The following is a 10,496-nucleotide window of genomic DNA, read 5'->3' on the forward strand; positions in this document are numbered from 1 at the left end:
ATAACTTTGTTTCTTATTAAAATCCCTTAATTACAAGGTATTTACAGAATAGTGAAATCACTATGAAACTCCTCTCTTCCATTGGATGTAAATACCAATAGCTTACGTATAAAAGGCTTGAGTTAATAATGAAAACAGCATGAATTTTTACTCAACCTATAAACAGAAATACTCACTATAACCTTGGCTGGAAGAAATAATTAAATTCAATTCCTATAGTAGTGGAGAAATGATTAAAGTTTGATGTTGGCAAGAGATTTCAGGAATCACTTAAAACATTTTAGAGTAATGATTTCTTTTCAAATTTTATTTAGTTTCAATAAAGATCTTGTTTAGGAGAAAGTTATGGACCAGCAAACTCATTTAATTCGGAGAAGATTTGGTCTACTAGGAACGATCTGTGGAAGTTTATTGGTGGGTCTACCTACGATTTCCTGGGCTAGCCCATCTGTCCCTAGAGTACTCAATCCATGCCCTGGCATTTATTATGAGGAGCCCTACAACAGCACAAAGTTAGTTCCTAGAGGTTGCCCCTCTAATGCGGCGACTCGGCTTCTAAGCGAGCAAACTCAATTGCCACACCAGCAGGTTATTGTGGTTCCTTCTAGAATGCCGATGCTTCCTCTAGCCCAACCAATAGCACAACCACCACTCCCCATCAATAGAGCGGAGCCGATCGCGACTGTAACGCCTATGGCAGGGAAAGTGGACGTGAGGTTGAAAAATAACACTAACACTCTCATTAGTTATGAGGCGATCGGATATACGCAGCGTCGTTTCTTGGTCGCAGGAGCAGAAGCTACCTTGAGGCTACCGACCCCTGCAACCATCACGATGGTACGGCAGGACGAGGGTCTCTTGGAAGTGATGTCAATGCCCACTTCTAGAAGCGGAATGTTGGCAGTATCGCTCGATGAAACAACCACTTTAAGGGATAACCAAGGCATCTTGAGAATTCAAACAGATGGTCAAGTCTTCTTGAACTAAACCCATAGAAATCAAGCAACTTAGGTGTGAACAGATTTTTTGTTAACTGTTTTGACCTAGCCGTTCTACCTTAATTGGTCTGAACCTAACCAACAGTGAACTCAAAAGTTCTTTGATCATAATAACGGAGTGAAAATCCCATGAATCGCTGCACAATCTCTAATCACAATAACTTGGCTCAAAAGCTGTGGAAAGCTAATAGAACACTGCCTACAGGAATTGCCCTAGCCCTGATGGCTTTAATCCTTCCTGCTTGCACGGATGGACGGCAAGAAGCGGCTGCCCCGCCCCCTGCGGGAAATGTCACGACTGAGGAAGTTGCCAATGAGACTAACCGCTTGATTGGACAGACGGTGACCATTAGAAGCAAGCCAATCAAGAAAATTGGCCCTAACACGTTCACCGTAAGCGATGAACAGTTCTTTGGTACTGAATCAATTCTGGTCGTGAATGCTTCAGGCGCAACCTTTGCTCTACCTGCTGACGATGATGTTGAGGTGCAAGTCACAGGCCAGGTTCGCAACTTTGTCCTAGCAGAAGTTGAACGTGAGTTTGACTTAGACTTAGACCCTGAAGTGTATGTTGAGTACGAAAGCAAGCCCGCCATTATTGCTCAAGCGATCGCCCTAGCCCCCAAACCGGGCACAATCACCGAAGATCCTCAGCGGTACTACGGCAAGGCGTTAGCAGTCACAGGTGAAATCGAAGACGTTAGAAGCCCAAACTCCTTCACGCTGGATGAAGATCAGTTGTTTGGTGCCACTGATTTGCTGGTCTTACGAGCCAATCCTAAGGCGGGAGCCCCAGCTGTAGCCCCCGTAAAGGATGGCGAAACTGTGGCGGTAACGGGTGTATTGCGTCCCTTCGTCGTGGCTGACATTGAGCGAGACTATGACTTAACTTGGGATTTAGATTTGCAGAAGAAGCTAGAAGCGGAGTACAGCCAAAAACCTGTACTAATTGCTGATGCTGTCTATCCTTCCGCAATTCCAGACGTTGCCAAGTAAGCCGTAGCCTTAGAGGATGGGTTGAATGGTAATACTGCCCGACCCATCCAACTCTGTATTGAGCAAGTGACCACAGCACCTGTATGTAAGTGCTATGAATTTCGCTAAGCAAGCAGCACTAGAGATGCGTTTCATCAAACTTTACGTAATTTTTTGCAATTGCGTCAACGTCTAGAACCCTATTTTTATACTCTTGCTTGAGAAGCCCATCAACATCGCTCTCCTTTAGTTCGTGCGCTTTGGGGAGTCGCTCCAGAAGACGCGGAGCTTTGAAGCATTGAGGATGCGTTTCTTTTGGACGATGTTTTGTTAGTGTGCCCCATTGGGCAGCAAGGTGCGAATTCTTGTACTGTCAAGCTGCCTCAGGGAGAGTGGTATGAATTTGAGCAGGATAGATTGCATACGGGCGATCGCTCTATTCAACTCACAGCACTCTTAGAAGAACTGCCACTTTCGGTCAAGGTAGGCAGCATTATACCCACACAAGAAAACCATCAGTTGATTTTACACCTCTATCCTTCAGCATCAGGATACTGCGAGGGCCGTATCTATAGTGACGCTGGGGATGGCTACAGAGAGTGGCGGAGCAACCACTTTTGCCTAAAGCCACAACCAAACCATCTGGAATTGACTTGGCAGCAAGAGGGAGACTATGCCTTTCCCTATAAAGGAATACGGTTGCAGGTGCATGGTCTGACGTTAGGGCAGGTCTACATGGATGGACAGCCCCTTTCCTTTAATAACAACTGTATTGAAATTAAGCGAGCTGAGCTTGAGCCTGCGCTGAGCTAAATCCCCATAGGAGCAAAGAGTCAAATGAACGGTGAGCAACACATACAAACTATCACTCAATCTACCGATGAGCCACAGCCGCAAGTTCCTAAACCGCCTCAAGGACGAGATTGGCTGAAATGGTTAGGGCCTAGCTTCCTCTGGATGCTATCTGCCGCTGGCTCTGGTGAGTTACTGTTCACTCCCCGAATTGCAGCGCTCTATGGCTATACGCTATTGTGGGCACTCCTAGCGGCAGTAGTCCTAAAATGGTTTATCAACCGTGAAGTTGGCAGGTTTACCGTTTGCACCGGGGTCACAATTCTAGAAGGCTTTAAGCGGCTACCTGGACCCAAGAACTGGGCCATCTGGTTGATTTTGGTGCCTCAGTTTGTGGTGGCGATCGCTACGGTGGCGGGTATGGCAGGAGCCGCTGCAAGCGCACTCATTTTGATGACCGGAGGTACCGCCCAACTTTGGACAGTAATCATCATTGTGGTGACAGCCGCGATCGTCTTTCTGGGGCAATACGATGGCGTCGAAAAAGCTTCATCCTATATCGGCATCGGGCGCACCATAGCCGTGGTGGCTGCTGCCGTTTTTGTCTCCCCCAACCTGAAACAACTTTCAGGCGGGTTAGTTCCTCAAATTCCTCAAGATGTCCAGTATCAAGAAATCCTACCTTGGTTGGGGTTCATGCTAGCAGGGGCCGCTGGAATTATGTGGTACTCCTACTGGATTGGTGCTAGAGGTTACGGTGCTGCTACTAACAAGCGCGAAGAACCGATTGACTTTAAGCAGCTCGATCGCGATCAACGACAGCGGTTACAGGGATGGCTCAGTCTGATGACCTTCTCCAATACCCTCGCTGTCGTAGGAGCCTTATTGGCAGCCCTATCGTTTCTAATTTTGGGAGCAGAACTGTTGCGTCCCCAGGGCTTAGTACCCAGAGAAAATCAGATTGCAGAAACCTTGGGGAGCCTCTTAGGAGATCTTTGGGGGCCTTTTGGCTTCTGGTTTATGGTCGCGATCGTCTTTATCACCTTTTGCAGTACTACCATGTCTGTGCAAGATGGGTTCGGACGGATGTTTGCCGATGGCACCCAGATTTTGCTGCAAGGGTTTGGGGTTCGGGGTGGTCGCTGGACCAACGAAAAATTCCTACGCAAGTTCTACATTGCCACCTTGCTGGCAGTACTCCCCATTGGTGGGTATCTGCTTTTTGGCAAACCTGTGGGGTTACTTCAAACCGCTGGAGCCATTGAAGCCTCGCATATCCCAGTCGTCACTGGGCTGACTTTATATCTCAACCACCAGATGCTACCGAAGAAGCTACAGCCTGATCCGCTCAGCTTCTGGGCTACGACTTTAGCAGGACTATTTTTTGCTGGATTTGCAGTGACTTATTTATTACAGCTCACTGGCCTGGTCGGCTCAGGTGGAGTGTAGAGCCAGGAACGAAGTGGATAAGCTGCTGTGAACAGCGCTGTTTAAAGCATTAAAGCAGCTAGAGCAAACTCAGAAAGTAGAGCCGAGAGAATAGTGATGCCACAAAGACAAGAGACTCATCTCACCAAACCCCAAGCGACTAAGCCTGTCTGTAACCGCATTGGAATTGTGTTTGACTTTGACGGCACGCTGGCCCCGGATACTTTCGATGAGCTAGTGAAAACTTTAGGTTTAAACGTCGATGAATTTCGCCAGCAGCAATATGAACCCTTGAAGGACGCAGGCTGGGATCATGTGGCAGCTAGATTTTACTGTTTAATTCAAGCATCCAAACAGTACCCAGAGATCGAGCACAAAATCACCAAAGATTATTTGATTCAGTTTGGTCAACAGCTCCAGCCTTTTGATAGTGTTACGGAGATGTTCGATCGCCTGCATCAGCACGTACAGGATCTCAATCCCCAAATTGAACTAGAGTTTTACATCATCACGGGTGGATTTGGGGAGGTGGTTCGCCACACCTGCATTGCCCCTTACTTTACTCAAATTTGGGGATGCGAATTTCACTATAGCCAAACGGGTGAAATTGAGTTCCTGAAGCGCAGCATCAGCCATACAGAAAAGACTCGCTATTTGATGCAGATTGCCAGTGGTCAAAATCAGGTGGATGGAAATGGGCGCTCGTTTGCCTATCGAGATGTTTCAGAAGATCAATTGCACATTCCCTTGTCACAAATAATCTATATCGGAGACGGAGCATCGGATATCCCTTGTTTTTCAGTCTTGAATGATAAAGGCGGGATTACGATCGGTGTTTATAAAGAAGCCCAGACCTGGGATCAACAGATTCAAGTGAGTGAGAGTCAGCGAGTCACCAATTTGGCTGAAGCCGATTATCGTGAAGATTCAGAATTAATGCGATCGCTCACTCTAGCAGTTGAGAGCTTATGCAAACAGATTACCTTACGTCAGTTAAGCGTTGGGGAATAAACAAAGCACCGTAACGTCAGGAGGTAGCAAAACAATGAGTCAACCAATTGGACACACCCATTGGGCGATCGCCGAAGGGTACATTCCTGCCTATAGCAATGGACCCGAACCGCAATTTACCAGCCATGAAACAGCCTGTCTACTGAATACCTCGGATCAGGATGCCCATGTCGAGATCATGATTTATTTCAGCGATCGCGAACCTTTAGGACCCTATCGTGCCACTGTTCCGGCTCGTCGGACAAAGCATTTACGGTTCAATGACTTGTCTGATCCTGAGCCGATTCCCCGTGATACAGATTACGCCAGTGTGATTGAATCGGATGTGCCGATCGTGGTTCAGCACACTCGTCTAGATTCCCGCCAAGCGGAGAATGCTTTATTAAGTACGATTGCTTATGCCAGTAGTGATTAGGAATCGGATCAATGAAAAGCGTTTGGTATAAAGATGCCATCATCTACTCGTTAGATGTGGAAACATTCATGGATGGCAATGGCGATGGTATAGGCGATTTTATTGGACTTACACACCAACTGAACTACCTAGCTGGGTTAGGAGTTACTTGCTTGTGGCTTCTGCCATTTTATCCCTCGCCTAACCGGGACAATGGTTATGACGTTACAGATTACTACAATATCGATCCTCGTTTAGGCACATTAGGTGATTTCGTCGAGTTCATGCACCTAGCACGAGAGCGAGGGATACGAGTGCTGATCGATCTTGTCATCAATCACACATCTGATCAACATCCTTGGTTTCAGCAATCCCGTGCTAACCCAAATTCTCGTTACCGGGATTACTACGTTTGGTCCAAGAATCCCCCCGAAGATGATCCGAGTTTGATTGCCTTTCCCACCGTAGAGGATAGCTTGTGGGACTACGATGAGCAGGCAGATGCCTACTATCTGCACCACTTCTACAAACATCAGCCCGACCTGAATATTACTAACCAAGCGGTTCGAGAAGAGATCTGCAAAATCATGGGCTTTTGGCTAGAACTAGGCGTGTCTGGCTTCCGGATTGATGCAGCTTCCTTCTTAATCAATGGCATTGGTGTTCCGGAAGCTGATCAGGAGAACTTGCAGAACTTTTTTGATGAGATGCGAGGGTTTCTGAGTTCACGCCAAGGAGATGCAGTACTGCTAGCAGAGGCGAATGTGCCCGCAGAAGAAATTCCTACTTATTTTGGTCAGGGAAATCGCATCCATCTCCTATTCAACTTTTTGCTGAACCAGTACATGTTCTTGGCACTGGCTCGTCAAGCAGCCGAACCGCTATGCTATGGGCTAAAAACCTTACCAGAAATTCCTGCTCAGTGTCAGTGGTTAAATTTTGTCCGTCATCATGATGAGCTAACGCTCGATCGCTTGAGTGACTCAGAGATGCAAGAGATCTTTGATGCTTTTGCTCCTGAAGAGAATATGCAGATCTTTGGACGGGGAATTCGCCGCCGCTTGCCGCCTATGTTCAAGGGCGATCGCCGTCGCATCGAACTCACTTATAGCTTGATGTTTAGCTTACCAGGTACCCCCTTATTACGCTATGGCGATGAGATCGGCATGGGGGATGACCTATCCTTGCCAGGACGAACGAGTGTGCGAACGCCAATGCAATGGTCGGACGAACCGAATGGCGGCTTTTCTGATGCAACCTCTGACCAACTGCCCCAGCCTGTGATTAGTGGGGGAAAATACAGCTACAAAGAGGTTAACGTTGCTCAGGGACAGCGCGACCCAACCGCACTCATTAACTGGATAGAACGCCTGGTCCGAATTCGCAAACAATGCCCAGAACTGGGCTATGGCACATTACATATTTTAGAAACGGATACTCCGTGTGTCTTTGCTCACTGCTGTGCCTGGAGCGATCGCGCGGTGATTGCCGTACATAACTTAGCAGACCATGACTGTACAGTCACACTTAAATCAACTGATTACGAGCATCTGTTCGATCTGTTTGGCGATCGCCCCTATGAATCGCTCAATGGGGACGAAAAAGTGGTTCAACTATCTCCTTACGGCTACCGCTGGTTTAGGGTCAATCGGGCTCATTCAGAGCTGCTATGACACACCGCGACTCTCAACCGCAAAACCTACAACAGCAGGCCCAACGAATTTCTGCCCATCCTTGGGTTGAGAAACTAGCCCGCTTTGGCTATGCAGCCAAGGGAACAGTTTATTTCGTGGTTAGCTTACTGGCAGCACAGACAGCGATCGGCAGGGGTGGCGAAACTACTAGCACTAGTGGAGCCTTGGAAGAGATAGTGGCTCAGCCCTTTGGCAAGGTTCTCCTCAGCCTGATTGCGATCGGTCTCATGGGTTATGTGTTTTGGCGATTGGTGCAAGCTCTTCTTGACCCAGAACATCAAGGCGAGAAGTTGAATGCTAAACGGGTTGCTCGACGCTTAGGTTATGCGTTCAGCGCCATCTCGTATGGCAGTTTGGCGTTAACTGCCATCGGGCTAATTTTTAGTTTTGGTGAAGGGGACAGCTTTACCACTGAGGATTGGACAGCCCGATTTCTGTCGCAACCCCTGGGGCAATGGTTGGTCGGGCTAGCAGGAGGACTCACAGTGGTTGTGGGCCTGTACCACCTCTACAATGCCTACCAAGCAAAGTTTATGCAGAAATTTAAACAGCACCAGATGAGCCGAATCGAGCATAAATGGACCAAGAGAGCAGGGCAGTTTGGGATTGCGGCTCGTGGATTAATGTTCGGCCTGATTGGTATTTTCTTAATCGTAGCGGCATGGCAATCCAAGGCCAGTGAAGCGAGAGGCTTTGGCGGAGTCTTAGCAACCCTAGAACACCAACCTTTTGGTTCTTGGTTGTTAGGTCTAATGGCCCTCGGACTGATGGCTTATAGCATCTATGCTTTGGTGGAAGCTCGTTATCGCTGCATTGTTAACTAGTAGATTGCAGTCAATTATCCAGGGAGATCGGTCATGGTACAGATTGGTTATCACGCCTCTCACGAACAATTTCCGCCTAGTCAACTGCTGAAGTATGCCCAAATGGCAGAACAAGCAGGATTTACGCGCGTGCTTTCATCCGATCACTTCCATCCTTGGAGTGAGCAACAAGGGCAAAGTGGATTTGCTTGGTCTTGGTTAGGCGCAGCCATGCAAGCAACTCCCAGTCTCTCCTATCGAGTGGTCAATGCTCCCGGCGATCGCTACCATCCGGCGATCATCGCCCAAGCTGCCGCTACCCTCGCTGAAATGTTTCCCAATCGCTTTTGGCTGACAGTCGGGAGTGGGCAGGCACTCAACGAGCACATCACCGGAAATAAATGGCTGATCAAGGGCGATCGTAATACTCGGCTCAAAGAGTGTGTTGATATCATGCGGGCCTTATGGGCAGGCGAAACGGTGACCCATCACGGGTTAGTTTGTGTTGAAGAAGCCAAACTTTATTCTCGCCCTACCACCCCACCGCTAATCATTGGGGCAGCCGTGACAGAAGCGACTGCCGAATGGTTGGGGAGCTGGGCCGACGGGCTGATTACCATTTCACGCCCACCCGAAAAACTCAAACGAGTCGTTGATGCTTTCCGACGCGGAGGGGGGGAAGGGAAGCCCATGATTTTGAAAGTTCAGCTTTCCTACGACCACACGGACGACATAGCTCGTCAAAAAGCTCATGAACAATGGCGCAACAATATCTTTAAGAATGTTTTGATGACGCAGCTACGAACACCCCAGCAGTTTGACGCCGCTGGAGAATTTGTTACACCACAAGAGCTAGATGAACACGTCCGGATCTCAGCCGATCCGCAGCAGCAGATTGCGTGGCTACAGAAAGATATTGAAGTAGGCTTTGATGAATTGATTTTGCATAACGTCAACCGAGAGCAGGAGCAATTTATCAAAGCTTTTGGGGAGAAGGTTCTGCCAGCACTAAGGAAAAGCGAAATCTGAAGCCCACCAGTTCTTGAATAATTTGCTGAGCGAGTTGGAGCTTGGTTTGGTCAACATCATCCGGCTTAAGTCGGCGTTTCGGCTTAAACACTTTGAACAGTAAGGGAAAGGCAAGAGCGCCCAGCACGCCGTAAGCATTGACCGAAACCCTGCCATTGTCTACTTTGCCCACATTGCTGATGTGCTGCCGCTCTACATAATTCGTCGTCTTTCTTTTTTGCGGTCTCCGGTGTCATCAAGGACAAGGACAATCAGTTGCCCCTGAATTTGTTCGATAATTAAAGACAGACGTTGATAGCGTACTGCTTCTACCTGCCAAGGGGAGTGAGTCAGGAAATGGTGTAGCACTTGGTCATTTGGCAAGCCTACAGCTTTGGCAATTTCGGGTAAGGACGTGCGAGCTAGAGGAGCGACCAAGCCAAGATGTAGAGAGGCGAATGCTTCAAAACTGCGGACATCGTTAAACAGATGTCGGTAGGCTTGACAGTAGTTATCGACAAAACGAACCGTGAAGTAAGAGAGACGAGGTGCAATCATCCCAACCACCTCAAGCAGGAGGCTCTATTCGGCATTGAGCCGAGATATGTGCAAAAATTTATCAGACGGACATCAAAGCCTTGATGGGTCTTACTTTCGTTTTTTACATAGAACATAGATAATCCTATTGAATAATTGCGCCCCTCTACAACTACTCAACGAGAGAATTAGGGTTTCAGGCTTCAGATAAGCTAGAAAATAGGGTATGTACTACTGATTTCTGAGTAGTACTTAGGTCATAAGTAATCCAAACCTATACTGTTCAAGGTTTTCACGAATTACAGCTAAGGACAAAGAGCTAGAGTGCGAACCTAGCCTGTATTTCAAGGCGATGTGATAAAGAATTACACGTATCTCGGCGTGCGATTCGTTTCTGCCCAAGTCAAGCCCCTCCACCAGGCTTGAAATAAAGCAGAGTCAGGGTGTAATGCCCTGATAACTCAACTTCTGTGTGGTGCGTCCAACTTGGACCATTCCATCTCCCCTAGTGTTGGGGTAACAGCCTAGCCCTCAGGTGTGCGACTGACTCTCAATCGTCTGAAGCAGGGCTAAAAGGCGGTCACTCGGAACCCGACCGGGAATCCCGCCGAGCAAAGCTGCATACGGCTAACGCCAGTGAATCCATGCTTGAACCATCGTCAACGTGAACAAGCCTACGCGGGTTAACGGGCTTGCCCAAAAGGGAACGGATTCGAGACAGGCAGTTGCCGAGCTGACCTGTTATACCAATTCTTCAAAAGTAGACGACAGATGCTATAAAACTTGAGGTGGGTTTAATCGTAGAGTATGGCAGGGGTTTACAAACTAGAGATACAAGAGAGTGAAGAGGATCTCA

The 10,496-nt window shown here is 48.0% G+C and carries 11 protein-coding genes; 9 read left to right on the forward strand and 2 right to left on the reverse strand.

Annotation, left to right across the window (positions count from 1 at the left end):
- Positions 1-345 precede the first annotated feature (345 nt).
- The 9 genes from H6F72_RS25285 (at position 346) to H6F72_RS25325 (ending at position 9,124) form a co-directional block, all read left to right on the forward strand.
- Entirely contained in the window at positions 346-987 is a 642-nt protein-coding gene (locus H6F72_RS25285; RefSeq protein ID WP_190442112.1) for a hypothetical protein, read from the forward strand.
- Positions 988-1,127: 140 nt separating this feature from the next.
- Positions 1,128-1,994 (forward strand): hypothetical protein, encoded by an 867-nt coding sequence (locus tag H6F72_RS25290; protein ID WP_190442114.1) that lies wholly within the window; start codon positions 1,128-1,130, stop codon positions 1,992-1,994.
- Between the two features lie 276 nt (positions 1,995-2,270).
- Positions 2,271-2,786, forward strand: a complete 516-nt coding sequence (locus H6F72_RS25295) for a hypothetical protein (RefSeq protein ID WP_348252611.1) — start codon at positions 2,271-2,273, stop codon at positions 2,784-2,786.
- 24 nt (positions 2,787-2,810) lie between these two features.
- Positions 2,811-4,214 carry an Nramp family divalent metal transporter gene (locus H6F72_RS25300; protein WP_190442117.1) on the forward strand — a complete coding sequence of 468 codons (1,404 nt, stop codon included), beginning with the start codon at positions 2,811-2,813 and terminating at the stop codon, positions 4,212-4,214.
- Positions 4,215-4,310: 96 nt separating this feature from the next.
- On the forward strand, positions 4,311-5,204 hold the full coding sequence (locus H6F72_RS25305; RefSeq protein ID WP_190442119.1) for an HAD family hydrolase: 894 nt from the start codon (positions 4,311-4,313) through the stop codon (positions 5,202-5,204).
- A gap of 34 nt (positions 5,205-5,238) precedes the next feature.
- Positions 5,239-5,619 (forward strand): sensory rhodopsin transducer, encoded by a 381-nt coding sequence (locus H6F72_RS25310; protein ID WP_190442120.1) that lies wholly within the window; start codon positions 5,239-5,241, stop codon positions 5,617-5,619.
- 11 nt (positions 5,620-5,630) lie between these two features.
- The gene (locus tag H6F72_RS25315) at positions 5,631-7,271 is read left to right on the forward strand and encodes an alpha-amylase family protein (RefSeq protein WP_190442121.1); all 1,641 of its coding nucleotides are present in this window, start codon (positions 5,631-5,633) and stop codon (positions 7,269-7,271) included.
- Positions 7,268-8,116 carry a DUF1206 domain-containing protein gene (locus tag H6F72_RS25320; RefSeq protein ID WP_190442122.1) on the forward strand — a complete coding sequence of 283 codons (849 nt, stop codon included), beginning with the start codon at positions 7,268-7,270 and terminating at the stop codon, positions 8,114-8,116. The genes H6F72_RS25315 and H6F72_RS25320 overlap by 4 nt, the downstream gene beginning before the upstream one ends.
- 33 nt (positions 8,117-8,149) lie before the next feature.
- Positions 8,150-9,124, forward strand: coding sequence for a TIGR03885 family FMN-dependent LLM class oxidoreductase (locus tag H6F72_RS25325; RefSeq protein WP_190442123.1), 975 nt, complete (start codon positions 8,150-8,152; stop codon positions 9,122-9,124).
- Here the strand turns inward: H6F72_RS25325 and H6F72_RS25330 are convergent.
- On the reverse strand, positions 9,072-9,296 hold the full coding sequence (locus H6F72_RS25330) for a hypothetical protein (RefSeq protein WP_190442124.1): 225 nt from the start codon (positions 9,294-9,296) through the stop codon (positions 9,072-9,074). The genes H6F72_RS25325 and H6F72_RS25330 overlap by 53 nt on opposite strands.
- A gap of 20 nt (positions 9,297-9,316) precedes the next feature.
- Complete coding sequence (locus tag H6F72_RS25335; protein ID WP_190442125.1) at positions 9,317-9,661, reverse strand: transposase; 345 nt, start codon at positions 9,659-9,661, stop codon at positions 9,317-9,319.
- Between the last annotated feature and the right edge of the window lie 835 nt (positions 9,662-10,496).

It is taken from the genome of Trichocoleus sp. FACHB-46 (assembly GCF_014695385.1).
In the GTDB taxonomy this organism is placed as follows: domain Bacteria; phylum Cyanobacteriota; class Cyanobacteriia; order FACHB-46; family FACHB-46; genus Trichocoleus.